Here is a 24414-nt window from a genome sequence, read left to right on the forward strand (position 1 = left end):
CGAACGTCAGACGGTCAGCGACGCGTTCACCACTGGCTCAGCTGGCACTGCACGGTGTAGGGACCGTCCTGCTGCACGGCGATCTGACCGTCGATCGTGATCTCGCAGTGCGGGTTCGGCGGGGCCGTCATCGCGTGCACGCCGGTGCTCGCGGTCAGGATCGCCCACTGCGGGTCCTCGAGCGTGGTCTCGAACACCCACGGCACGCCCGGCGCCAAATTCACCGTCTCCTTTTTCAGGTAGGCGTACGCGTCGGCGTTGTAGGCCTCCTTGCTCGGAGGTTGCGCTATCAGATAGTTGAGCTGGAAGTCGGCGGCGCCTGTCGACGTCAACGTGTACCGGACCTGATGACCGGCCGACTGAGCGTCCGCCGTCGCATGGCTGACCGCGACCGACGCCGCTGCCACCATGAAGGCCGCCCCGACCTTGGCTGTAGCTGTTCGCATGACCGTCACATCGCCGGACGGTACCAAATCGTTACGGCCATCTTTGGACGAGCGTGCGCGTCTGCGCGCGACACGCCGCCATCATTCGGCGGTTTGCGCACGTTCGCGACGGGCGAATGGCACAGTTCACCCGTGGACAGCCCAACCGAGAGCCGCGTGCTCGCCGACACCGGCGGGCTCGTCGTCACCGACGACGGCCGGCGGGTACTCCTCGTCGACCGAGGCACCGGATTCCTGACAGTGCTGGCATTCGTGCTCGGCATTGTGACGCTCGTGGTGGCAGGTTTCGGTGTCGTCGCCGTGCTGTCAGGCGTTCCATCCCGCACGTTGGGAGCGGCGTTCGTGGCGGTCGGTGTGGCGCTTGCGGCGGTGACGTTCGTCATCGTGCGCAAGTTCCGTCGCATGCGGAGCCGACCGCTGCACGAGTGCCGGCCGGCAGCGGTACTCGACCGCAAGCTCGGACTGTTCAGCTACCGCGGCGGCGCGCTGGTGCAGCTCGACCAGGTGCGGTTCGCCCGGAAATTCCAGATCGGTTCCAGCTCACCGAAACTCGTAGCGCTGACTCCGGGTGGGACGAAGCTGCTCAAGCGCGGCAATCCGTTCGACGGCGGGGTCGGCCACGTGGATGAGCTGCTCAACTCAGTCGCCCGCGGCGCCGGCTGAATCACCAGGAGAGCACCATGCCACGACTCGATCCGGTTCCGCGCGCGAAGGTCAGCGACGAATTCACGCTGAACATGTACGACTTCATGTTCGGCGACCGCGATCCGATCGCCGAACCCGGCACCATCGGCGGGACGACCGGGGACTGGTGGACGGTGTTCGCCCAATCCCCTGCGGCGTTGCGACACGCGGTCCGCGGCTTTCGGCTCTACCGCGAGGAGGTCACCATCCGGCCCGACCACCGGGAGCTGGGCCAGATTCGGGCCGGCTGGGTGGTGGGTAGCCAGTTCGTTTTCTCCCAGCACTGCAAGGCATGTCGGTCGGCGGGGCTGTCGGAGGAGAAGATCGCCGCGATCCCGTCCTGGCAGACCGCCGACTGCTTCGACCACACCGAACGCCTACTACTCGCCTACACCGACTGCCTGGCGGGTCAGCAGGGCCGAGTGCCCGAGCGGCTGTTCGAACAGTTGCGCGAGGTCTTCGGCGATCGCGAGATCCTCGAATTCACCTACACCACAACGATGTATGTGATGCATGCGATCATGTCGCGGGCCCTGCGGCTGGAGTTCGACGACCGCGACGACCCGGTTGTCGAAGTGAAGGCCGCCGACGGCAGCGACACACTCGACATCGGCGCCGCCACCTCGGGCGACGAGAATTAGGCGCGGTTGAGGCGTGAAAGCACCTCGGCCAACACGCCCTCGACCGCGACGTCCTTCTGCTCCCCCGTCGCCAGGCTCTTCACACCGATGGTGCCCGCCTCGATATCGCGGTCACCCGCCACCAGCGCAAGCAACGCACCCGAGCGGTCCGCGGCGCGCATCGCACCCTTGATGCCCCGGTCGCCGTAGGCCAGGTCGATCCGCACGCCCGCCGCACGCAAACGCGCAGCCAACACCGCCAGCCGCACCTTTGCCTGCTCCCCCAGCGGAACACCGAATACGTCGACCCGCGCCGTCCCGCCGACGCTCTTGCCCTCCTTCTTCAGCGCCAACACCGTGCGATCGACACCCAGACCAAATCCGATGCCGGACAGGTCTTTTCCGCCGAGCTGGGCCATCAGCCCGTCGTAGCGACCACCGCCGCCGATACCCGACTGGGCACCCAAGCCGTCATGCACGAACTCGAACGTCGTCTTGGTGTAGTAGTCCAGCCCGCGCACCATCCGCGGATTGATGACGTACGGCACCTCCAGCGCGTCGAGATGCGCCAGCACACTGTCGAAGTGCTGCTTGGCGACATCGGACAGGTGATCCAACATCACCGGCGCGTCGGCGGTCATCGCGCGCACCGCAGGGCGCTTGTCGTCGAGCACCCGCAGCGGGTTGATCTCCGCGCGCCGGCGTGTCTCCTCGTCGAGGTCGAGCTTGAACAGGAACTCCTGTAACAACTCTCGGTACTGCGGACGGCAGGTGTCGTCGCCCAGCGAGGTGATCTCGAGACGGAAGCCGTCGAGCCCCAGCGAGCGGAAACCGGCATCGGCGATCGCGATCACCTCGGCGTCGAGGGCCGGGTCGTCAACACCGATGGCCTCCACGCCCACCTGCTGCAGCTGGCGGTAACGGCCGGCCTGCGGGCGTTCGTACCGGAAGAACGGTCCGGCGTAGCACAGCTTGACCGGCAGCGGGCCACGGTCGAGCCCATGCTCGATGACGGCGCGAATCACGCCCGCGGTGCCTTCGGGTCGCAGGGTCACCGACCGGCCACCGCGATCGGCGAAGGTGTACATCTCCTTCGACACCACATCGGTGGACTCGCCCACCCCCCGGGCGAACAGCGCGGTGTCCTCGAAGATCGGCAGTTCGATGTCGCCGTAACCGGCACGCCGGGCCGTGTCGAGCAGACCGTCGCGCACGCCGACGAACTGTGCTGAATCGGGCGGCAGGTAGTCCGGGACGCCCTTGGGCGCCTGAAAATCACTCACTGGAGCTCACTAGGTCAAGCCTTCGAGGAACGGGTTGGTGCGGCGTTCGACGCCGATCGTGGTCTTCGGGCCGTGTCCCGGTAGTACCACGGTGTCGTCGTCGAGCACCAACAGTTTGTTGACGATCGAGCCGAGCAGGTCCCGGCCGCTGCCGCCCGGCAGGTCCGTGCGGCCCACCGACTGCCGGAACAGGGTATCGCCCGTGAACACCACCGAGCCGGGGCCCGACCCGATGGCCGAGTCGACGCTGAACACCACCGACCCGCGGGTGTGGCCCGGCGTGTGGTCGATGGTGACCGTGACGCCACCCAACTCGACCTTGTCGCCGTCCCTGTCGAGTTCGACGACCTGCTTCGGCTCCCGGAACAGCGCCCCGAAAGCATTGCGGGCAAGCCCGCCGAGGAAACCGGCCCCGAAGTCCTTGATCGGGTCGGTCAGCATGAAGCGGTCCTCGGGATGGATATATGCCGGGCAGCCGTAGGTGTCCGCCACCTTCTGTGCCGACCAGATGTGGTCGATGTGCCCGTGGGTCAGCAGCACCGCCGCGGGTGTCAGGTGGTTGTCGTCCAGGATCCGGCGCAGCGGCCCCATCGCCCGCTGACCGGGGTCGACGACGATGGCGTCGGCCCCGGTCCGTGGGGCCAGCACGTAGCAGTTACACGCCAGCATGCCGGCCGCAAACCCGGTGATGAACACGGCCTCCAGTTTCCCACCCCGCGATGACGTGGGGCGCAGCGCCACACTCAGCAACGCCTGGCACACTCGTTTCCGACCGATCGACACGAGGAGGACACCGGCGGTGCCGACCAACGAACAGCGGCGGGCGACAGCGAAGCGCAAACTCGAGCGGCAGATGGAACGCCGCGAGGAAAAAGCACGCAAGCGGCGTCTGTACACCATCGTCGCCTCGGTCGCGGGCGCGATCGTCGTGATCGCCGCGGTGGTCGCCACGGTCGTCATCACCAGGGATTCGGGCAGTCAGACGGCGGCCGCCACCGAAAGCTCCCCCGCCTCCGCCGCGCCGTCGGCGCCGGGCGGGCTGCCCGCGTTCGTCGCACCCGCCGGACTTGGCGAGAACTGCCAGTATCCGGCGTCGGCGGAAAAGGCCAGCAAGGACGTCAAGCCGCCGCGCTCCGGCAAGGTGCCCACCGACCCCGCCGAGGTCAGCGTCAGCATATCGACCGACCAGGGCAACATCGGCCTGATACTCGACAACGCCAAGGCACCGTGCACGGTCAACAACTTCGCCAGCCTCGCCCAGCAGGGCTACTTCGACGGCACCACCTGCCACCGGCTGACCACGGCCGAACAGCTCAAGGTGCTGCAGTGCGGTGACCCGGTCGGCGACGGCACCGGCGGCCCGGGTTACTCGTTCGCCAACGAGTATCCGACCAACCAGTACCAACCCGGCGACCCGAAGCTTCAAGAGCCGGTCACCTATCCGCGCGGCACCGTCGCCATGGCCAACGCCGGCGCGAACACCAACGGCAGCCAGTTCTTCCTCGTCTACCAGGACTCGAAGCTGCCACCGAACTACACGGTGTTCGGCAGGATCGACGAAACCGGCCTGGCCACGCTGGACAAGATCGCCAAGGCCGGCGTCGCCGGCGGCGGTCAGGACGGTGCACCGGCCACTCCGGTCAAGGTGAAGTCGATCCTGCTGGACTGATGACGACACCGCCGAGCGGCGGATTCCAGCCGCAGCCACCGCCGCACGCCTATCCGCCGCATTACTACGGTTATCCGCCGCCCAAGCAGACGAACACGCTGGCCGTCGTGGCGCTGGTGTGCGCGTTCGTCTTTGCGCCGCTGGGCATCCTGTTCGGCCACATTTCGCTGTCGCAGATCAAGAGAACCGGTGAGGAGGGCCGTGGCCTGGCGATCGCCGGCCTGGTCATCGGATACCTGGTGACCGTGGCGACGGTGCTGATCATCGTCGTCAGCGTCATCTTCGTCGCGACGGTGGCGCGCGAACTCGAGTCGCTCGACGGCACGGACCCGAGCTACCCGGACGTCACGGCGACGCCGGGCCTGCAGACCAACGAGCTTCCGGAATTCAAGCCGCCCGCCACGCTCGGCGCGAACTGCCAGTACCCGCCGGCCTCCGAACCGGCCAGCAAGCCGGCCAAGCCGCCGCGAACCGGCCGGGTGCCGACCGACCCCGAGCTCGTCAGCGCCAGCATGACCACCAACAGGGGCAACATCGGCCTTCAGCTCGACAACGCCAAGGCCCCGTGCACGGTCAACAACTTCGCCAGCCTGGCCCAGCAGGGCTTCTTCGACGACACGCCGTGTCACCGCCTGACCACGAGCGACACCCTCGGGGTGCTGCAGTGCGGCGACCCGAGCGGCACCGGCATCGGTGGGCCGGGCTACCAGTTTCCGAACGAATATCCGACCAACCAGTTCCGGTTGAGCGATCCGGCGATCGAGACGCCGATCCGCTATCCGCGCGGAACGCTGGCGATGGCCAACGCGGGCGTCGGAACCAACGGCAGCCAGTTCTTTCTCGTCTACGAGGATTCGCAGCTACCGCCGACGTACACGGTGTTCGGCACGATCGACGAGACCGGCCTGGCCACGCTGGACAAGATCGCGGCCACGGGCGTCGCCGACGGCAGCGAGGACGGCGAGCCCGCCGCCGAGGTCTTGATCGAATCGATCCGACTCGACTGACCCGCCGACTCGCGACTATTCGCTGGGTGCGGTCTCGATGTAGAACTCGACGTCGTCACCTTCGACTTTGGTCACCCGCAAGTTCGCGGTGTACTCCTTGCCCTCCGGCCCGGTGAACGTGCACTCGAACTTCGTGCCCTCTTCGGCCTCGACGCCCTCGGGGCACTTCACGTCTGTGGGCTTGAACCCGGTCTGCTCCGAGACGAGGTCGACGACCGATTGCGCGGCCCCTTCCGGCTTGATCGTGGAACTGCAGCCGGCGAGCACGACGCCGAGCGAAACGAGAACAACGAGCAAGGCGGGACGCATCGTCGCAGTATCGCAGACCCGGCAAAAATTGACGGGTGTCATCTCAATTTGCCGGCGGAGCACCGAACGCGGCTCACGCCGCTTCTGCCCCATTGCGGCTCACGCCGCTTCCGCCCCATTGCGGCTCACGCCGCGGAAGTGACCCGGTAGACGTCGTACACGCCTTCCACATTCCGCACCACGTTGAGCACATGGCCGAGATGTTTGGGGTCGCCCATCTCGAAGGTGAACCTGCTGATCGCCACCCGATCGTTGGATGTCGTCACCGACGCGCTCAGAATGTTGACCTTCTCGTCGGCCAGCACCCGCGTGACGTCGGACAGCAACCGGTGCCGGTCCAGCGCCTCGACCTGGATCGCGACCAGGAACACCGACGACGGCGACGGCGCCCACTTCACCTCGATGATGCGCTCCGATTGTTGCTGCAGCGACGAGGCATTCGTGCAGTCGGTGCGGTGCACGCTCACGCCGCCGCCGCGCGTCACGAAGCCCATGATGTTGTCGCCGGGTACCGGCGTACAGCACTTGGCCAGTTTGGTCAACACACCCGGGGCGCCTGGAACGGCCACCCCGACATCGTCGCTGGTGCGGTGGCGCACCGGCATCGTCGCAGGGGTGGAGCGCTCGGCCAGTTCGTCGGAGGCTTCCTCGTCACCGCCGACCTGGGCGACCAACCGCTGCACCACATGCCGCGCCGAGACGTGACCCTCGCCCACCGCGGTGTAGAGCGCGGAGACGTCCACATACCGCAGTTCGCGGGCCAGTGCGCCCATCGATTCGGCATTCATCAACCGCTGCAACGGAAGCCCGCCACGGCGAACCTCGCGGGCGATCGCGTCCTTACCCGCCTCGAGCGCTTCCTCGCGGCGCTCCTTGGCGAACCACTGCCGGATCTTGGCCTTCGCGCGTGGCGACACCACGAAGGTCTGCCAGTCGCGCGACGGGCCGGCATTGAGCGCCTTGGAGGTGAAAACCTCGACCACTTCCCCGTTTTCGAGCTTTCGCTCGAGCGCGACGAGGCGGCCGTTGACCCGTGCGCCGATACAGCGGTGACCGACTTCGGTGTGCACCGCGTAAGCGAAGTCGACGGGTGTCGACCCGGTCGGCAGCGTGATCACGTCGCCCTTCGGGGTGAACACGAAAATCTCCTGCACCGCAAGGTCGTAACGCAGCGACTCCAGGAACTCGCCGGGGTCGGCGGCCTCACGCTGCCAGTCGAGAAGCTGTCGCATCCAGGCCATGTCGTCGATCTCGGCCGACGAGTGCTGGCTCGGAACGCCGTTGCGCCCCTTGGTTTCCTTGTAGCGCCAGTGCGCGGCGATGCCCAGTTCGGCGGTCTTGTGCATATCGTGCGTGCGGATCTGCACTTCCAGCGGTTTGCCCTCGGGCCCGACGACGGTGGTGTGCAACGACTGATAGACGCCGTACCGCGGCTGCGCGATGTAGTCCTTGAACCGCCCGGCCATCGGCTGCCACAGCGAGTGCACGACGCCGAGAGCCGCGTAACAATCCCGGATCTCGTCGCAGAGGATGCGCACGCCGACGAGATCGTGGATGTCGTCGAAGTCTCGGCCCTTGACGATCATCTTCTGGTAGATCGACCAGTAGTGCTTGGGCCTTCCTTCCACGACCGCATCGATCTTCGACGCGCTCAGCGTCGCGTTGATCTCCGCGCGCACCTTGGCGAGGTAGGTGTCGCGCGACGGCGCCCGGTCGGCGACCAGCCGCACGATCTCCTCGTACTTCTTCGGGTGCAGGATCGCGAACGCCAGGTCTTCGAGCTCCCACTTGACCGTTGCCATCCCCAGCCGGTGCGCAAGCGGAGCAATCACTTCCAGGGTTTCGCGCGCCTTGCGCGCCTGCTTCTCGGGCGGCAGGAACCGCATGGTGCGCATGTTGTGCAGCCGGTCGGCGACCTTGATCACCAGCACGCGGGCGTCGCGCGCCATCGCGATGATCATCTTGCGGATGGTCTCGCCCTCGGCGGCGGTGCCCAGCGCAACCTTGTCCAGCTTGGTGACGCCGTCGACCAGATGACCGACCTCGGTGCCGAACTCCTCGGTCAGCGCTTCCAGCGTGTACCCGGTGTCCTCGACCGTGTCATGCAGCAGCGCTGCGATCAGCGTGGTGGTGTCCATGCCGAGCTCGGCCAGGATGTTCGCCACCGCCAACGGGTGGGTGATGTACGGATCGCCCGAGCGGCGCAACTGATCGGCGTGGCGCTGTTCGGCGACCTCGTAGGCGCGCTGCAACAACTGCAGATTCGCCTTGGGGTAGATCTCTTTGTGGACCGCGACCAGCGGCTCGAGGACCGGGTTGATAGCGCTGCGCTGCGACGTCATCCGCCGCGCCAGCCGGGCGCGCACGCGGCGCGACGCGCTGGCTGAGGCTTTCGGTGTCTCCGGCGTCGGCGACTCGGGCTGCGTTTGCGGCGGCGACTGCACGGCCTGGCCCGTGCCGGGTTCCTCAGCCATGGTCACCTCCTCCAGCGATGTGTGGCCCGCCTCCGAGGATATCCCTCAGACCCGGTGCAACGATGTGACCGGCAGCGGCTCGAGCACTGCGCGACCGTTGAGCGCGGTCAGTTCGAGCAGCACCGCGGCACCGGTCACCGACGCGCCGGCGTGCTGCAGCAACCTGGCCGCCGCGGCCGCTGTTCCGCCGGTGGCGAGCACATCGTCGATGATCACCACCTTGCGGCCGCCGATGTCGATGCCGTCGGCCGGAATCTCCAGGGTCGCGGTGCCGTATTCGAGCGAATAGGTCTCGCTATGCACCGGCGGCGGCAGCTTGCCGCCCTTGCGGATCGCCAACACGCCCGTCCCCAGTCGCAGTGCGACCGCCGCACCGAGCAGAAATCCGCGCGCGTCGATGCCCGCCACCAGATCCGCGTCGGCGGCAGCTTCGGCGAGCGCATCGGTGACCGCGGCCAACCCGTGGCCGTCGGCCAACAGCGGGGTGAGGTCCTTGAACGCGATGCCCGGTTCGGGGAAGTCGGGCACCTCCCGCATCCTCTTCGCGATCAGCGTCGAGATGTCTCCCGCCGTCGGCCGGCCGGGTCCGTCGCTCACTGCTCGAGCACCCAACGGTCCATGTTCCATCCCGCGCCCCACCGGGTCGGGTTGCTGCTGACCGCGAACATCTTCTTGGACTTCAGAACGGTCCGCTGCTGTCGGTACAGCGGCAGCGTCGGCATATCGGCCCACAGCACCGGACCGCCCTCGCCGAGCAGTCGGGCCAGCTCCTTGGGGTCGTTGGTGATGGCCATCGTCGCGATGATGCGGTCGATCTGCGGGTTGGAGTACCGCGGCAGGTTGTTGCCGTTGCCGGTGTGGAACTGGTACGCGTCCATCGCCGAGGAACCGGACGACCCGCTGCCCGCCGCCCCGCCGGTGCTGGCGATGAGCACGTCGATCTCGTTGTTGCGCAACGACAGTGGGCCGACGGTGTTGCTCGCGACATCCTGAACGGTGATGCCCGCCGGCGCGCACGCCTTGGCAATCGCCCCGACGGTGGCGGCCAGCCGCGCGTTGGGGCTGTGGTAGCCGATCCTGACCGTCAACGGCCGCGCGTTGAGCGCAGCCCGCGCCGCCTCGGGGTTGGCGGCGACGAACTGCCCCGGTGCGGGGCCGCCCTCAGCCGCGCTGTACGCGTCCTCGGCGGAGGGGTTGAGCCGCGAGTTGGCGATGGGCACTTCGGCGTTGCGGGCGATCTCGTCGCGCGGTGTGCACAGGGCCAGCGCACGGCGCGCGGGCGGCGCGGCCATCACGCCCCGCGGGGCGAAGATGAGCTGTTCGATGCCGGCCGAGGGGGCGTCGGTGCGCACGTAGTCGTCGGGCATGTTCAGCGTGCCCGACGAACCGGCTGCGATGTCGACGACGTCGTAGGCGCCCTGGTTGACCTTTTCCTGGATGTCGGCGCCGCGCGGCCACACCGTCACCGTTTCGGTCACCGGTTCGGCGCCCCACCACTTGTCGTTGGCGACCAGCACGACCGCGCCGTCCTCGGTCACCTCGTCCAGCTTGTAGGGCCCCGAGGAGGGGAACTTCTTCAGGTCGATGCCCGGTTTGAGGTTCCACCCGGTGTTCCAGACCTGGGCGATGCGCTCCACCGCCGCACCGTCGTTCTGCAGGATGGCCTTCGTGACGCCGCCGTCGCCGAGCCCGAGCTGGTCGGCGATGACGTGCGACGGCATCATCGACGTCGCGGAGAACAGCTGGCCGAAGTCGACGAACCCGCGATCCGGCGCGAACGACACCCGCGCCTTCTTCTGCCCCGGCGTGCAGTCCACTGATGCGATGTCGCTGTAACCGGCGCGGCTGGCGGCGTCGAAGGTTGCGAACCTACCGGACTGCGATGCCCACGCCAGCACCAGATCGTCGCAGGTGATCGGCTTGCCGTCGGAGTAGACCGCGTTGGCGTTGATCTCGTAGTCGAGCACCAAGGGTTGCCTGCCGACCACGGAAATCGTTCCGAAGTCGTGATCTCCGACGATCTGCCCGTCCGGTCCGTGGTAGTTGAATCCGGTCAGGACCCGCGCGAACGCCTGCGGGCCGCCCGAGGCGGCGCCGGCGACGGTGTTGGTGTTGTAGGTGATCAGCGAGCCGTCGACGGCATAGTCCACGCTGTCGGCGGGGCTGGACGTACACGCCGACGCCAGCGCCGCGGCCAGCACCATGACCAGCGCCAGCACGCCGCAACGTCGCACCGGCCCAGGCCTTTTGCCGACGATCATCTCCCCTACCGCCGCCGGGCGTCGCGCTTGCCCGACGGTCGCCCGGTCCGGCTGCCGGTCGGCCGCACCGGACGGGCACCCGGGGCCGGCTTGTCCGGCGGCGGCGTCGTGTCGGCGCGCGCGCCTGCGGTGGCGCCGACGGTCTCCGGTTCTTCGGCGGTGCCCGTTTCGGCGGCTCGCGCCGTCGCGCCCTTGCGGCGGTTCATCACCCGGCGGGTGTGGTTGCGCACCAGTTCAGTTCGCTCCCGCAACGACACCAGTAGCGGCGTGGCGAAGTAGATCGACGAGTACGTCCCGACGATCACGCCGACCAGCTGCACCAGCGCCAGGTCCATCAGTGTGCCCACGCCCAGCAACCACACCGCGACGACCATCAGCGCCAGAATCGGCAACACCGAGATGAGGCTGGTGTTGATCGATCGCATGAAGGTCTGGTTGACGGCGAGGTTGGCGTGCTCGGCGAACGTGCGCCGCGTCGTGTGTTCGAAGCCCTGGGTGTTCTCCTCGACCTTGTCGAACACGATGACGGTGTCATACAGCGAGAAGCCGAGGATGGTGAGCAGGCCGATCACGGTCGCGGGCGTCACCTCGAAGCCGACGAGTGAGTACACCCCTGCCGTCACCACGAGGTCGAACACCAGGGTGGCCAACGCCGCGATCGCCATGTAGCGCTCATAGCGCACGGTGATGTAGATGGCCGCCAGGACCAGGAACACCACCAAGGCGATCAACGCCTTCTGGGTGATCTGGCCGCCCCAGGTTTCCGACACCGCCGAATCACTGATCGCCTGCTTGCTCGGCTGGCCGTCGGCGCCTCTGGGCTTGAAGGCGTCGAAGAGCGCGGTGCGCAGCTCCTCGGTCTCGGCATTGGTCAGGTGCTCGGACCGGATCTGCACGGTGGCCGATCCGCCGCTGCCGACGACCACCACCGACTCCGGGCTCTGGCCCAGCGTCTTGCTGAACACGTCTTCGACCTGTTGGGTCGTCACGGTGCCCGACTCCGTCGCGGTCGGCATCGACACCTTGGTGCCGCCTTCGAAGTCGATACCGAAGGTGAAGCCGCGCAGCAGCATGCTGGCCAGGCAGACCGCGACGATCAGGCCGCTGACCGTGTACCACAGCTTGCGTTTGCCGATGACCTCGAACGCACCGGTGCCGGTGTAGAGCCGGACGAAGAACCCGTGCCGCGGCGTTGCGGCCGCAAGGTCGGGCGCCTCCACCGCGCTGGTCTGTTGTTCGTCCGATGACTGCTTGGCCGCCATGTGTTAATCCCGTCCCGTCGCGTGCGCGGCTGCCCGTCGCTCCCTGGCGATCTGTTGCACCGCACCGAGGCCGTTGAGCGAAGGCTTGGCCATGGTCGGCGACTTCGACGCCATGTACACCAGCGGCCACGTCACGAGGAAGACCACCACCACGTCGAGAACCGTTGTCAGGCCGAGGGTGAACGCGAAGCCCTTGACCTGACCCACGGCCAGGATGTACAGCACCACCGCGGCAAGCAGTGTCACCGCGTTGCCGGAGACGATGGTCTTGCGCGCGCGTGCCCAGCCGCGCGGTACCGCCGACCGGAACGAACGCCCTTCGCGGATCTCGTCTTTGATGCGTTCGAAGAACACCACGAAGGAGTCCGCTGTCATGCCGATACCGATGATCAGACCGGCGATGCCGGCCAGGTCGAGCGTGTACCCGATCCATCTGCCGAGCAGCACCAGTATCGCGTAAACCATTGCGCCGGAAGCGACGAGCGACAGCGCGGTCAGTACGCCCAGCATCCGGTAGTAGAGCAGAGAGTAGAGCAGAACCAACGCCAATCCGACCGCGCCGGCAATGAGACCGGCCCGCAGTGACGACAGACCCAATGTGGCGGAGACGGTTTCGGCCTCCGACGACTCGAACGACAACGGTAGCGAGCCATACTTCAGCACGTTGGCCAATTCACGCGCGGTCTGCTGGTTGAACTGACCCGTGATCTGGGTACGTCCGCCCGGGATCGCCTCCCGGATCTCGGGTGCACTCATCACTTTGGTGTCGAGCACGAACGCGGTCTGGGTGCCGACGTTGGCGGCGGTGAAGTCCGCCCAGGTCTTCGCGCCCTCACCCTTGAACTGGAGGTCGACGACGTACTCGCCGCGCTGCTGGTCCAGCCCGGAGGTGGCGTCCTCGATCTGCTCGCCGTTGATGATCGCCTTGTCCAGCAGGTACACCTGGCTGCCGTCGTCCGAGCAGGTGACGAGCGGAAGGTTCGGATCGTCATTGCCTGCGAGGACGTCTTCCTCGTCGCAGCGGGTGGCCTGGAACTGCAGGGCCAGAATCTGGATCTGCTGGTCGGTGCTCTGCCGCAACTGCTTCTCGTCGGCGATGCGCTGCTGTAGCGGAACGTCCTCCGGTGACTGCGGCTCAGCCTGCGGCGGCGCGGGCGGTGCCGGCGAGGGCGCCGGGGTGGGAGGCGGCTCGGGTGCCGGTTGCGTCGGCGGTTGCTGCGGGTAGGGCCGCGGCTGCGGGGCCGGCGGCACCGCGGGGGCGGCGGGTGGCTCGCCCGGTTGCGTCGGAACCCCGGGCTCCGCGGGTGCGCCCGGCGGCTGGCCGGGCAGCATCGGGGCACCCGGTGGTGCGCCCGGCGGGGCCTCCGCCGGCGGCTGCTGGCCGGGGCTTTCGGCGGGGATGACATGGATGACCGGCCGGATGTACAGCCGCGCGGTCTGGCCCAGGTTGCGGGCGTCGCTGCTCTCGCTGCCAGGCACCGTGATGACGAGGTTGTTGCCGTCGATGATCACTTCGGAACCGGACACGCCGAGCCCGTTGACTCGGTCGTTGATGATCTGCTGCGCCTGGTTCAGCGCATCACGGGTGGGCGGCGACCCGTCGGGCGTGCGTGCAGTCAGGGTGACGCGGGTGCCGCCCTGCAGGTCGATGCCCAGTTTCGGCTCGGGCTTCTTGTCCCCGGTCAGAAAGACCAGGCAGAAGGCGCCGACGAGCAACACCAGAAACAGCGACAGGTAGCGGGCAGGGTGCACCGGCGTCGAAGACGATGCCACGTTTCCTCAGGTCTCCTCGAGATCGGTTCGTCAGCACCGCAAGGGTACGGGCTCCAGCTGTGTCCTCGGGCCTCGGACTCAGCCGTCGGTCTTGGTGTTCGGGCTTTCGGTGAGCTCGGTGGCCGTCGCCTCGGGCTCGACGTCGTCGAACTCGTCGTCTTCGGTGATGCGGTCGCGCACGGCGAGCTTCATCCAGGTGGTGACGACGCCGGACGCGATCTCCAGCTCGACTTCGTCGTCGGTGATGCCGGTGATGGTTCCGACAAGACCCGACGTGGTGTGCACGCGGTCCCCGATTTGCAGCGAATTGTGCAGGTCGATGGTGGCCTGCATCGCCTTTTTCTGGCGGCGCGACGCGAAGAACATGAACGCGCCCAGCACGATGAGCAGGGGCAGGAAGACGACCAGATCCATGGCAACAAAGTCTTTCGTTAGGTCTTGTGGTCACGGCGCAGCGACAGTGGGGCCGCGCGCCCATAACTGACCAGTGTGCCATTGCGCGTGTCCGCGCCGATGGGCCCGCCCTCCCGAGCCATCGCGATTTGCGGAGTCCTAACGGCGCTGACCGCCGGTGCGACTCCACAAATCACTCAGTAACTGGACGATTCGGTCGCGGTCGACCAGCAACGGAGACACATGTCCGGTGCCTGCGACCTCCTCGACGCGGCAGTCCGGGATGGCGGTGCACGTTCGGCGGGCCTCCTCGGGGCGCCAACCCATCACGTCCTCGCGCACCGACATCACCAGCGTGGGGACCTTGACGTCGGCCAGTAGGCCTTCCACGCCGGCGCGCTTGAGCATCATCGACCGCATCGCGTGATACATACCGCTGCGGTCGGCATCTCGGAATGCCGCCATCGTCACCCGTGCGTGTTCCGGATGACCTGCCACGGATTCGGCGCCGAGCAGCGAGTCCGACAGCTGCTTCATGATGAAGCCGTTGGGTCCGGCAAACCGGTAGATCTCGACGAGCGGCCAACCCTTCGTGAGCTTCTCCGCCATGGTGAACCCCCGTACCGGCGTCCCGATCGTCGTGAGCGTGCGCAACCGCGGCTTGTCCGCGGCGGCGAGCCAGATACCGATGTGCCCACCCCACGCGTTGCCCACCCAGTCCACGGGCTCCGTGATGCCGAGACGATCCAATGCCTGCTCTGCTGCGGCGACGACTTCTTCAAAGGCGAAGTCGCGCCGGACGGCCTCACTCTTGCCGTGGGACGGACCGTCGATCGTGTAGACGGTTCGGTCGCGGGCGAGTGTGTCCACCAGGGCACCCCAAGACCGCGAGTCGACGAAGAGGCTGTGCCACAACACAACCGGCGGCCCCGCTCCCGTGCGACGAACGTGTAGCCGGCAGAGGTCGGTGCTGACGAAATTCGGGCTGGAGGCGGTCATTGGGCCCTCGATTACTTCGGAAACCGAAACTTCGGTTACCGTAGTATCCTCGGTGGCCATGGCTTCGTCAAGGCATCAGACGCCAGGCCGTCAAGCGGTCGGACAACTACTCCTCCGTCTGCTGCGGGAGTTTCGCGACGATCTGGCGGCCCCCCGCGCCGAGGCCGGCTACGGCGATGTACGCGAGCCACACTTGGCGATCTTCGGCAATATCCGGACGGGCGGCATCCGGCTCACCGAACTCGCCGATCGCGCCCAGCTGAGCCTTGCTGCGACCTCGGAGCTCGTCAACGACCTCGAGTCGCTGGGCTACCTCACCCGAGCGCCGGATCCCGCGGACGGCCGGGCCAAGCTGATCGATCTGACCAAACGCGGACAAGCTCTCATGGCCGACGCCGGCGCCCGCGTCGCCGACATCGAAGCGCGCTGGGCGGACGTCGTCGGTGAACGGAATTTCGCTCAGATGTGCCAGACGATGCAACGCCTGTTGGACGGACTCAACCCCGAAGATGCCCGGCGCTAGAAGGTGGCGGCGCCCACCAGCGTGGCGACGAAGCGGTGGATGTCGTCGGCGGTGAGTTCGACGCCGTCTACCTCGAGGTCGATCAGGTGCGAAAGGAGATCGTCGGTCGGCTTCCAGCAGCGGTCGGCGATCATCACATCGACGTACTGGTACAGCGCTTCTTCGTCGTGCGGCGTCATCGGACCCGCGGCCCACCGCGCGAACATCGGCCAGTCCTCTTCAGGGAAGCCGAGTGCCTCACACACCGCAGTTGCCGAATGTTGGCGTGCAGCAATGGAATCAGTGATGCCACGCCTCTCGGCCATCCGGGTCTCCTAAGCAATAAGTGAAAAGTCGGTTTATCGGCGCCACCGATACGGGTGCGGTTACATAGCCAGGCTAGCTTCTGTGCAGGACTCGTTCAGTCATGCAGATCACAGCGACCCGGTGAGACTCGTCGCACGGGCGACGACTTGGGACCTACGTCACCCGAACCCGGACACGACGAGACGCACAGTGCCCCGAACACGGCGCGCGTCGGGGCACTGTGCGTCTGATACAGGCAGTTACCGGTGTGCGAAGCGGCCGCGGCTCCCACCACCGCTGCGGAACCTGTCCAGCAGGCTGCGGCGGCGCGGCGGCGTGGTGTCAGCCGTGGGGCCGACGACCTCGGTCCGCTGCTCGGCCATCGCAGGCTGTGCAGCCGCCACGGGTTGGTCCGTAGACGTCGTGCGTTGCTCTGCCATCGCGGGCTCACCGACAACGGGAGCAGGTTCGGCGCCGGTGTGAGCCGGCTGCTCGGCGACCGCGCCCGCAGTCACCGGACGGTCCGCCCACTCGACGTCACGAACGCTGCGCACCGAGATCCGCCCCAGCGCGGCCGCGCCGAGGAAGACGATCAGCGCGCCGAGCCCGTAGAAGTACGTCAGCTCGAGCGCGACCTCTTTACCTTCGGTCGCGGCGACAGGCACACCCGCATCGCCGATCCCCAGCGGTCCGGCCAGGGCACGGCCGATGATGAACCACGCGCCGCCCGCGACGGCCAGCCAGCCGCCCAGCATCGCCGTCGCGCGGTTACGCGACATGAGCAGCAGCAATCCGCCCAGCACGGTCACCACGCCCGGCAGCACCTCCAGCCAGCCACGCCCGGTCGTCCACGTCCACGCCTGATCCGGGCTGAACGCGAAATTGAACAGCGGGCCGACGAATGGAGCCAGCGCACCCCACGCGCCCAACAGAATCAACAGGAAACCGCTCATGGCCCCGCGGCTGCGCGGCATCCGCATCCGCCCACCCCGCGGCCGTACACGCGTATCGGTCATCATGCCTCCTAGGTCGCTGGCTGATTACCCACGTTGACGGCCCCGTAACCGGTGTTTGGCTACGTTTGGCCCTATGCGACTCGACGGTGACACAGCCCGCTGCGTTTTGGCCGACGCGTGGGACCGCTGGGCACGCCGGTGCGCGCAACTGACGGCGCAGGAGTGGGCGACACCGACCCGCTGCGACGGCTGGGACGTTGCGGCGCTGCTCGCCCACGTCACTCCCGAGCCGGCCATGTTCGACCGGTTCGCCGACGCGGTCATCGGAGGGCCCGCCGCGGTCACCGATGCGGCAGTCCTGTTGCGCCGCTTCAACGAGCCCGGCGGGGTGGCCAACACGAACGCCGAGAGCCTCGCCGAGTCGGCCGTGTCGCGAGCCGCAGCCCTGACCCCGCAGGCCGCCGCCGACCGGTTCACCGAATGCGCGCGGCTCCTGCGCGCCACCCCGATGCCGGCCGACATCGCGATCGCGTATCCGTTCGTCGGCAGCACCACGTTGGCGGTCGTCGCCGAGACCGCCTTGATGGAGGCGACGGTGCACCTGCTCGACCTTGCCGACGCGGTCGGCGGGGTCGAACCGTCCACCGAAGCGGTGACGGCGACGCGGGACTTGCTGATCGCCGTGCCGGATCCCACGGCCGCTGTCGACGTGCTCGCTGGTCGCTCAGCCCCGGAGGCGGCCGTCCCGGCGATCCGCTGACCAGGCGCTACGCCGCACCCCAAGGCCGGTCGCATGGCGGACGGGCACCAGGAATACAATTAGTTTTACTAACGATGTAATTGGTGGACGCAACGGCGCGCCCCTCATATCCGTGCTCTTCGAAAGATTTCCGTGATGACTTCTGATATTCGTGAAACCAGGTTGGCCCGCCGCATCTCCCACCTGTTCGCCAGCGATCCCCAGTTCGCCGCCGCCCAACCGAACGAACACATCGCCCACGCGATCGAAGCGTCAGACCTGACCCTCCCCCGTGTTCTCCACACGATCTTCGACGCCTACGCCGACCGGCCCGCGCTCGGACAACGCGCGCTCGAGTTCGTCACCGACGCCGATACCGGTAGGACATCTGCGCAACTGCTTTCGCGGTTCGACACCATCACCTATCGCGAACTGTCCGACCGCGTCGACGCCGTCGCCGCCGCGCTGACGCACAACGGCGTCCAGCCTGGTGATCGGGTCGCCATCCTCGGCTTCACCAGCATCGACTACACCACCATCGACATGGCGCTGCTGCGTGTCGGCGCGGTTTCGGTGCCCCTGCAGACCAGTGCGCCGGTCGGACAACTCCGGCCCGTCGCCGCCGAAACCGAGCCCGTCGTGATCGCCTCGAGCGTCGACCTCCTCGACGACGCCGTCGAGGTGATGCTCACCGGCCACCTCCCGCAGCGACTGATGGTGTTCGACTATCACGCAGAGCTCGATGACCACCGCGACGCACTTGCGGCCGCGCGATCGCGGTTGGCCGAAACCGACGTCGTGGTCGAGACGTTGGTCGACACGCTCGCTCGCGGCCGGGCACTGCCGACTCCGACTCCGTTCGACTTCGGCGACGACGACCTCGCGCTGCTGATCTACACCTCGGGCAGCACAGGAACGCCGAAGGGCGCGATGTACCCGGCCAAGATGGTGGCGGACTCCTGGCGTCGGTCGAGCATGGCCACGTGGGGGGCCGGAGAAGCGCTTCCGTCGATCACGTTGAACTTCATGCCGATGAGTCACATGATGGGCCGCGGCATCCTGTACGCGACGTTGGGCGCCGGCGGCATCGGTTATTTCGTTGCCAGGAGCGATCTTTCGACGTTGTTGGATGACCTCGCGTTGGTGCGGCCCACCCAATTGAACTTCGTTCCGCGGGTCTGGGACATGATCTTTCAACAGTTTCAAAGCGAGGTCGACCGCCGAACCGCCGCCGGCGTCGACCGCGGCGCCGCCGAGACCGAAGTCCTGGCCGATCTACGCCAGAACCTGCTCGGCGGTCGGTTCGTTTCCGCGATGACGGGCTCCGCGCCGATCTCGGCGGAGATGACGGCGTTCGTCGAATCGCTGCTCGACTTGCACCTGACCGACGGCTACGGATCGACCGAAGCCGGCGCGGTTTTCGTCGACGGGCAGGTGGCCCGGCCGCCGGTCATCGACTACAAGCTCGCCGATGTCCCGGACCTCGGTTACTTCCGCACCGATCGGCCTTATCCGCGAGGCGAATTGCTGATCAAGTCCGAGACGATGTTCCCGGGCTACTACAAGCGCCCGGAGACCACTGCGGAGGTGTTCGACGCCGACGGGTACTACCGGACCGGTGATGTCGTCGCGGAATTGGGCCCGGACCGCCTGACCTACCTCGACCGGCGCAACAACGTGCTCAAACTGTCGCAGGGCGAGTTCGTCACGGTGTCCAAACTCGAAGCGGCGTTCGGCACCAGCCCGCTTGTTCGCCAGATCTTCGTCTACGGCAACAGCGCTCGCTCGTACCTGCTCGCGGTGATCGTGCCGACCGAGGATGCTCTCGCCCGCCATGGCGACGACTCGCTGAAGAGCGCGATCACCGAATCCCTGCAGGACGTGGCCCGGACCGCGGGACTGCAGTCCTATGAGATCCCGCGCGACTTCATCGTGGAGACAACGCCGTTCACGCTCGAGAACGGTCTGCTGACCGGTATTCGCAAGCTCGCGCGCCCGAAGCTGAAGGAGCGCTACGGCGAGCGGCTCGAACAGCTCTACAGCCAGCTGGCCGACACCCAGGCCAGCGAATTGCGCGACCTGCGCCTTCACGGCGCCGACCGACCCGTCATCGAGACGGTCAGCCGCGCCGCAGGTGCGCTCCTCGGCGCCGCGGCAGCCGACGTGCAACCCGATGCGCATTTCACCGACCTGGGCGGTGATTCGCTGTCGGCGTTGACCTTCGGCAATCTGCTGACCGAGATCTACGACATCGACGTGCCGGTCGGCGTCATCGTCAGCCCTGCGAACGACCTGACGGCGCTGGCGAACTACGTCGAGGCGGCCCGGCGCGGCTCCGTGCGCCCGACGTTCGCATCGGTGCACGGGCGCGACACCGTCGAAGCGCGCGCCGGCGACCTCACGCTGGACAAGTTCGTCGACGCGGAGACGCTCGCGGCGGCACCGTCGTTGCCGGGTCCGGCCTCCGAGGTGCGCACGGTGCTGCTGACCGGCGCGACGGGTTTCCTCGGCCGGTATCTGGCCCTCGAATGGCTCGAGCGGATGGAGCTGGTCGACGGCAAGGTCATCTGCCTGGTTCGGGCTAAGGACGACGCGTCGGCACGCGCACGGTTGGACGACACGTTCGACTCGGGTGATCCCGAATTACTCCGTCACTACCGTGAATTGGCCGTCGAGCACCTCGAGGTCGTCGCCGGCGACAAGGGCGAGGCCGACCTCGGCCTGGATCGGCACACCTGGCAACGGCTGGCCGACACCGTCGACCTGATCGTCGACCCGGCCGCGTTGGTCAACCACGTGCTGCCCTACAGCCAACTGTTCGGCCCCAACGTCGTCGGCACCGCCGAGCTCATCCGGCTGGCGCTCACCACGAAGATCAAGCCGTTCGTCTACGTCTCGACGATTGGAGTGGGCGCGGGCATCCCGCCCGGCCAGTTCACCGAGGACGGCGACATCCGGGTGATCAGCGCGACGCGCAAGGTCGACGACAACCCCACCACCGGATACGCCAACGGCTACTCCAACAGCAAGTGGGCAGGCGAGGTACTGCTGCGCGAGGCACACGATCTCAGCGGGCTGCCGGTGTCGGTGTTCCGCTGCGACATGATCCTCGCCGACACCACCTACGCGGGCCAGCTCAACCTGCCCGACATGTTCACCCGGTTGGTTCTCAGCCTGGTTGCGACCGGCATCGCGCCGTTCTCGTTCTACGAGGTCGACGGCGATGGGAACCGGCAGCAGGCGCACTACGACGGGCTGCCGGTCGAGTTCATCGCCGAGGCCATCTCGACGCTGGGCGAGCAGGTGGGCCATGCACCCGGTGCGGCGTTCGAGACCTATCACGTGATGAACCCCTACGACGACGGTCTCGGGCTCGACGAGTTCGTCGACTGGCTCATCGACGCGGGATATCGGATCGAACGCGTCGGTGATTACGCCACCTGGCTGCACCGGTTCGACACCGCGATTCGCGCGTTGCCGGAACGGCAACGTCAGGCGTCGCTGCTTCCGCTGCTGCACAACTATCAGCGGCCGGAAACGCCGATTCGCGGATCGATCGCGCCGACCGAGCGCTTCCGGACGGCGGTACAGGACGCGAAGATCGGCCCCGACAAGGACATTCCGCACGTGACCCGCGACGTCATCGTCAAGTACGTCACCGATCTGCAGTTGCTGGGCCTGGTGTAGACCGCTCGCCGAGCGTGCGGCGCCTTACGCGCCGACACTTTCCACGTGCACGACCGGCGGTATCGCCAGCATCAACAGCCCGGTCAACGCAATCCACGCGATCACGCTGTACGCGGCCGGCAGGCCGATCCAGGTGTGCAGCAACGCCGGCACGCCCAGCACCGCCAGCGCCGCCGACCACTTCGGCAGCACGCCAGTGCGCCAGACGATGTATGCGGTGGCGAATATCAGTGCCGCAGAACCGATATGGCTGTAGTGGTACAGCCACACCGCCAGGTCGAGGAACGGTTGGGAGTAGGCCGTCACGGTCATGTCGTCGAACCGCACGATGGCGGCTGGCACGGCGACCTCGGCGGCCAGTCCGGCAGCGGTCACGGACAGGAATACCGCCCCGCCGAGCGCGGCGGTGTACACCGCGCCCGTTGGCCCGGCGGCCGACCGCAGCATCGCCACGAGCACGCCGAGGAACAGCAGACCGAACAGGAGATGCAGCAACGGCAGTGTGCCGTTGACGGTGAGAAACGTTGGGGCGCCGTCGAAATAGGCCTGGACACCGTTGGCGTCTTTCGGCGTCTCCGGAGACCCCGCCACATACGCCGGTACCACGACGCCTGCGGAGGCAACGCCGAGTATTCCGCCGAGCCTGATCGTGCCGCTTCCCATCGCCGTCCTCCTCAGTCGAACAGGCCGACCTGCCCGAGACCACCGACACCGCTCGGCGGCGTCATGCCGAGATGCGTCCACGCCTGCGCGGTGGCGACCCGACCGCGGGGGGTGCGTGCGAGCATCCCGGCCCGCACCAGGAAGGGCTCGCACACCTCCTCGACGGTGGTCGCCTCTTCGCCGACCGCGACCGCCAGCGTCGAGACGCCGACGGGCCCGCCGCCGAAACTGCGTATCAGCGCGGACAATACGGCTCGGTCGAGGCGGTCCAGCCCGAGTTCGTCGACGTCGTAGACCTCCAGCGCCGCCTTGGCGATATCGCGGGTGATCACCCCGTCCGCGCGCACCTCTGCGTAGTCGCGGACCCGGCGCAGCAGTCGGTTGGCGATGCGCGGTGTGCCGCGCGAACGACGTGCGATCTCGGCCCCCGCATCAGCACCCAACTCGATGCCGAGGATCCCCGCCGAGCGCGCCAGCACCCGCTCGAGTTCGGCGGGTTCGTAGAAGTCCATATGAGCGGTGAAACCGAAACGGTCCCGCAGCGGACCTGTCAGCGCACCGGACCGGGTGGTCGCCCCGACGAGGGTGAACGGCGCGACCTCGAGCGGAATCGACGTGGCCCCGGGGCCTTTCCCGACGACGACGTCGACACGGAAGTCCTCCATCGCGAGGTAGAGCATCTCCTCGGCAGGCCGGGCGATGCGGTGGATCTCGTCGATGAACAGCACATCGTGCTCGACGAGGTTCGACAGCATCGCCGCCAGGTCGCCGGCGCGCTCCAACGCCGGACCGGAGGTGACCCGCAGCGACGACCCGAGTTCGGCGGCGATGATCATCGCCAGCGAGGTCTTCCCGAGGCCCGGCGGGCCCGACAACAGGATGTGATCCGGTGTGCCACCGCGGTTCTTGGCGCCCTCGATGACCAACTGCAGCTGCTCCCGGACCCGCGGCTGGCCGATGAACTCCCCCAGCGACCGCGGCCGCAGGCTGGCGTCGATGTCGCCCTCACCGACGGTCAGCGCCGGGGAAACCTCACGGTCCTCGGACTCGGCGTCGTCGTCGGTGAACCGGCTCATTTGTTCCCCAGCATGGACAACGCCGCCCGCAACGCAGTCGACTGAGAGGCTTCGGGCTCGTTGGCCAACACCTTGTCGGTGGCCTCCTCGGCCTGCTTGGCCGCAAATCCAAGTCCGACAAGCGCTTCGACCACCGGACCGCGCACCGAATGCCCGTTCACCGTCGTGGCGCCCGACGGTGTACTCATGCCGACTTTGTCACGCAGGCTCAGCGCCATGAATTCGGCGGTCTTCTTGCCCACCTTGGGGATCCGGGTCAGCGCAGTGATGTCGCCGTCACCGATGGCCTGGCGAAGGGTGGGGCCGTCGTACATCGCCAGCGCCCCCAGTGCGATGCTCGGCCCGATGCCGGAAACCCCGAGCAGCGTGAGGAACAGGTCGCGCGCGTCGGCATCGGCGAAGCCGTACAGCGTCTGGGAGTCTTCGCGCACGATCATCGCGGTGATCAGGCGGGCCTCGGTGCCGCGCCTCAGCGTGGCCAGTGTCGACGGGGTCGCCATCACCTTGTAGCCCACCCCGGCCGCTTCGATCACGACGTGGTCGAGTGCGATGTCGAGAACCTCACCGCGGATGGATGCGATCATCGTGCCGCCTTCGTTTTCGCCTTGAGCGTCGCCTTGTACTTGCGTTGTTGTTCGGCGGCGAGCGCCTCTGCCGCCGCCATCCGGGCGATCATCGGTGCCCGCCAGCAATGACAGATCGCCAGCGCCAACGCATCGGCGGCGTCTGCCGGTGTCGGTTTGGTCTGTAGCGCAAGGATTCTGGTCACCATAGCGGTGACCTGGGCCTTGTCGGCGTTGCCGTTGCCGGTGACCGCCGCCTTGACCTCGCTCGGTGTGTGGAAATGCACGTCGATGTCGCGCCTGGCTGCGGCGAGTGCGATGACGCCGCCGGCTTGCGCGGTGCCCATCACGGTCGAGACGTTCTGCTGGGAGAACACTCGCTCGATCGCGATCACGTCGGGTTTGTGCGTGTCCATCCAGTACTCGACGGTGTCGCTGATCACCAAAAGCCGCCGATGCAGCGGATCGCCCGACGGGGTCCGTACCACGTCGACGTCCAACGCGATGACCTGCCGGCCCTTGCCGCCCTCGATGACGGACAGCCCGCAGCGCGTCAACCCGGGGTCGACTCCCATCACCCGCACGCCATGCCCTTCTGTGAACACTTGTTCGAGAGCTTAGCCGCCCGGGAGGACGACGCCCGGTAGGGACACGCCCTCGCCGATCGTGATGTGACGGCGGGCGGTCCCGCCGCTACCGTCGCGGAGAGACCGTGTCCCCGATTCGTGGAGTTGACCGCATC

24 protein-coding genes are annotated in these 24414 nt (G+C 67.3%); 7 read left to right on the plus strand and 17 right to left on the minus strand.

Translation table 11 applies throughout. From position 1 onward, the window contains the following. Positions 1–26: 26 nt before the first annotated feature. The gene (locus AU187_RS10370; protein WP_156425520.1) at positions 27–446 is read right to left on the minus strand and encodes an Rv2576c family protein; all 420 of its coding nucleotides are present in this window, start codon (positions 444–446) and stop codon (positions 27–29) included. Positions 447–578: 132 nt separating this feature from the next. Here AU187_RS10370 and AU187_RS25645 point away from each other — a divergent pair, with 132 nt between their 5' ends. Beyond that, complete coding sequence (locus tag AU187_RS25645) at positions 579–1109, plus strand: hypothetical protein (RefSeq protein WP_172800213.1); 531 nt, start codon at positions 579–581, stop codon at positions 1107–1109. A 17-nt stretch (positions 1110–1126) separates the two neighbouring features. Then, complete coding sequence (locus AU187_RS10380; protein WP_059099910.1) at positions 1127–1771, plus strand: carboxymuconolactone decarboxylase family protein; 645 nt, start codon at positions 1127–1129, stop codon at positions 1769–1771. On the opposite strand, the gene hisS is transcribed toward AU187_RS10380, so the two are convergent. Beyond that, on the minus strand, positions 1768–3033 hold the full coding sequence (gene hisS / locus AU187_RS10385; RefSeq protein ID WP_059099909.1) for a histidine--tRNA ligase: 1266 nt from the start codon (positions 3031–3033) through the stop codon (positions 1768–1770). The two genes, AU187_RS10380 and hisS, sit on opposite strands and share 4 nt — an antisense overlap. Positions 3034–3042: 9 nt before the next feature. Further along, a complete protein-coding gene (locus AU187_RS10390; RefSeq protein ID WP_059100155.1) occupies positions 3043–3729 on the minus strand; it encodes an MBL fold metallo-hydrolase in 687 nt (228 codons plus the stop codon). Positions 3730–3832: 103 nt separating this feature from the next. On the opposite strand from AU187_RS10390, the gene AU187_RS10395 reads away from it, so the two are divergent. Both AU187_RS10395 and AU187_RS10400 read left to right on the plus strand, forming a co-directional pair. Beyond that, the gene (locus AU187_RS10395) at positions 3833–4702 is read left to right on the plus strand and encodes a peptidylprolyl isomerase (protein ID WP_059166665.1); all 870 of its coding nucleotides are present in this window, start codon (positions 3833–3835) and stop codon (positions 4700–4702) included. After that, a complete protein-coding gene (locus AU187_RS10400; RefSeq protein ID WP_059099907.1) occupies positions 4702–5709 on the plus strand; it encodes a peptidylprolyl isomerase in 1008 nt (335 codons plus the stop codon). The genes AU187_RS10395 and AU187_RS10400 overlap by 1 nt, the downstream gene beginning before the upstream one ends. Positions 5710–5724: 15 nt before the next feature. Here the strand turns inward: AU187_RS10400 and AU187_RS10405 are convergent, their stop codons facing one another. The 8 genes from AU187_RS10405 to AU187_RS10440 all read right to left on the minus strand — a co-directional run bounded on the left by AU187_RS10405 (position 5725) and on the right by AU187_RS10440 (position 15180). Continuing rightward, complete coding sequence (locus tag AU187_RS10405; protein WP_059099906.1) at positions 5725–6018, minus strand: DUF4333 domain-containing protein; 294 nt, start codon at positions 6016–6018, stop codon at positions 5725–5727. A gap of 125 nt (positions 6019–6143) precedes the next feature. After that, positions 6144–8492, minus strand: a complete 2349-nt coding sequence (locus AU187_RS10410) for a RelA/SpoT family protein (RefSeq protein ID WP_059100154.1) — start codon at positions 8490–8492, stop codon at positions 6144–6146. A gap of 45 nt (positions 8493–8537) precedes the next feature. Beyond that, entirely contained in the window at positions 8538–9119 is a 582-nt protein-coding gene (locus AU187_RS10415) for an adenine phosphoribosyltransferase (RefSeq protein WP_082683885.1), read from the minus strand. Continuing rightward, complete coding sequence (locus AU187_RS10420) at positions 9086–10696, minus strand: ABC transporter substrate-binding protein (RefSeq protein WP_059100152.1); 1611 nt, start codon at positions 10694–10696, stop codon at positions 9086–9088. Before AU187_RS10420 ends, AU187_RS10415 begins: the two co-directional genes overlap by 34 nt. Before the next feature lie 62 nt (positions 10697–10758). Beyond that, on the minus strand, positions 10759–12015 hold the full coding sequence (gene secF / locus AU187_RS10425; RefSeq protein ID WP_059166666.1) for a protein translocase subunit SecF: 1257 nt from the start codon (positions 12013–12015) through the stop codon (positions 10759–10761). Between the two features lie 3 nt (positions 12016–12018). Next, complete coding sequence (gene secD / locus AU187_RS10430) at positions 12019–13788, minus strand: protein translocase subunit SecD (RefSeq protein WP_059166667.1); 1770 nt, start codon at positions 13786–13788, stop codon at positions 12019–12021. 78 nt (positions 13789–13866) lie between these two features. Beyond that, positions 13867–14202, minus strand: coding sequence for a preprotein translocase subunit YajC (gene yajC / locus AU187_RS10435; protein ID WP_059166668.1), 336 nt, complete (start codon positions 14200–14202; stop codon positions 13867–13869). 138 nt (positions 14203–14340) lie between these two features. Beyond that, a complete protein-coding gene (locus AU187_RS10440; protein ID WP_059166669.1) occupies positions 14341–15180 on the minus strand; it encodes an alpha/beta fold hydrolase in 840 nt (279 codons plus the stop codon). Between the two features lie 58 nt (positions 15181–15238). Here AU187_RS10440 and AU187_RS10445 point away from each other — a divergent pair, with 58 nt between their 5' ends. Beyond that, a complete protein-coding gene (locus tag AU187_RS10445; protein WP_059166670.1) occupies positions 15239–15703 on the plus strand; it encodes a MarR family winged helix-turn-helix transcriptional regulator in 465 nt (154 codons plus the stop codon). Here AU187_RS10445 and AU187_RS10450 read toward each other — a convergent pair. Both AU187_RS10450 and AU187_RS10455 read right to left on the minus strand, forming a co-directional pair. Next, on the minus strand, positions 15700–16008 hold the full coding sequence (locus AU187_RS10450; RefSeq protein ID WP_059166671.1) for a cytochrome P450 family protein: 309 nt from the start codon (positions 16006–16008) through the stop codon (positions 15700–15702). The genes AU187_RS10445 and AU187_RS10450 overlap by 4 nt on opposite strands. A 240-nt stretch (positions 16009–16248) precedes the next feature. Further along, complete coding sequence (locus AU187_RS10455; protein WP_059166775.1) at positions 16249–17004, minus strand: hypothetical protein; 756 nt, start codon at positions 17002–17004, stop codon at positions 16249–16251. A 73-nt stretch (positions 17005–17077) separates the two neighbouring features. On the opposite strand from AU187_RS10455, the gene AU187_RS10460 reads away from it, so the two are divergent. Further along, on the plus strand, positions 17078–17704 hold the full coding sequence (locus AU187_RS10460) for a maleylpyruvate isomerase N-terminal domain-containing protein (RefSeq protein ID WP_059166672.1): 627 nt from the start codon (positions 17078–17080) through the stop codon (positions 17702–17704). A gap of 135 nt (positions 17705–17839) precedes the next feature. Further along, a complete protein-coding gene (car, locus tag AU187_RS10465; RefSeq protein ID WP_059166673.1) occupies positions 17840–21370 on the plus strand; it encodes a carboxylic acid reductase in 3531 nt (1176 codons plus the stop codon). Between the two features lie 24 nt (positions 21371–21394). Here car and AU187_RS10470 read toward each other — a convergent pair whose 3' ends face one another. The 4 genes from AU187_RS10470 to ruvC are packed head-to-tail and all read right to left on the minus strand — an operon-like array spanning position 21395 to position 24256. Then, positions 21395–22033 carry a hypothetical protein gene (locus AU187_RS10470; protein ID WP_059166674.1) on the minus strand — a complete coding sequence of 213 codons (639 nt, stop codon included), beginning with the start codon at positions 22031–22033 and terminating at the stop codon, positions 21395–21397. Positions 22034–22044: 11 nt separating this feature from the next. Next, positions 22045–23109, minus strand: coding sequence for a Holliday junction branch migration DNA helicase RuvB (gene ruvB / locus AU187_RS10475; RefSeq protein WP_059099897.1), 1065 nt, complete (start codon positions 23107–23109; stop codon positions 22045–22047). Next, positions 23106–23693, minus strand: coding sequence for a Holliday junction branch migration protein RuvA (gene ruvA / locus AU187_RS10480; RefSeq protein WP_059099896.1), 588 nt, complete (start codon positions 23691–23693; stop codon positions 23106–23108). Before ruvA ends, ruvB begins: the two co-directional genes overlap by 4 nt. Next, the gene (ruvC, locus tag AU187_RS10485; RefSeq protein WP_059166675.1) at positions 23690–24256 is read right to left on the minus strand and encodes a crossover junction endodeoxyribonuclease RuvC; all 567 of its coding nucleotides are present in this window, start codon (positions 24254–24256) and stop codon (positions 23690–23692) included. The genes ruvA and ruvC overlap by 4 nt, the downstream gene beginning before the upstream one ends. Positions 24257–24414 lie beyond the last annotated feature (158 nt).

Source organism: Mycobacterium sp. IS-1556 (genome assembly GCF_001499985.1).
Lineage (GTDB): Bacteria > Actinomycetota > Actinomycetes > Mycobacteriales > Mycobacteriaceae > Mycobacterium.